The organism is Haemophilus sputorum CCUG 13788, from assembly GCF_000238795.1.
GTDB lineage: Bacteria > Pseudomonadota > Gammaproteobacteria > Enterobacterales > Pasteurellaceae > Haemophilus_A > Haemophilus_A sputorum.
This window is the reverse complement of the sequence record NZ_AFNK01000061.1, coordinates 1-489: the sequence shown is the minus strand read 5'-3', so window position 1 is coordinate 489 and position 489 is coordinate 1. Positions and strand designations below refer to the sequence as shown.

Sequence of the window (489 nt, the reverse complement as noted above, 5' to 3'; positions counted from 1 at the left end):
ACTAATTATAATATTTACTTCCGATAANAACGGGGGCGCGGCAGCGGCTTTCTTCTGCCCGCTCTCCCGTCAATAAACCCAGCAGTAGAAATCAAACATCGTTGTAGCTATTATAGGGCAAGGATGTTCTTCAGGAATTGTACAATGAAAACAAAACAAGACTGGCTCTTTCAGTTAAGACGTTGCTCAACACTCGACACACTTGAAAAGATTATTGAAAAAAACCAAAACAGCCTCCCCCCTTCTGAGCTTGAGTCGTTTAATGCCGCCGCCGATCACAGGCTTGCAGAACTCACAATGAATAAACTCTACGATAAAATCCCCCCATCCGTCTGGAAATATGTATATTAGTTCTCATCTATTAATATTGGATTTTTGATCGACACAAACATCAGCAATCCCTATACACCTTTCATAGAATGAATTGAACCCTGTATATAGCCTGTCTGAAATGGATATCTGGCAGGCTATCTTAATAGTCACAGAGTA

The 489-nt window shown here is 40.8% G+C and carries 1 protein-coding gene; it reads left to right on the top strand.

Annotated features, from left to right (window positions below; translation table 11 throughout):
• Positions 1 to 144 precede the first annotated feature (144 nt).
• Positions 145 to 351 (top strand): hemolysin expression modulator Hha, encoded by a 207-nt coding sequence (gene hha, locus HSP_RS0108115; protein WP_000850854.1) that lies wholly within the window; start codon positions 145 to 147, stop codon positions 349 to 351.
• Positions 352 to 489 lie beyond the last annotated feature (138 nt).

Excerpts from the sequence above, each read along its gene's own strand:
- hha (WP_000850854.1), top strand. The coding sequence starts at position 145 with ATGAAAACAAAACAAGACTGGCTCTTTCAGTTAAGACGTTGCTCAACA.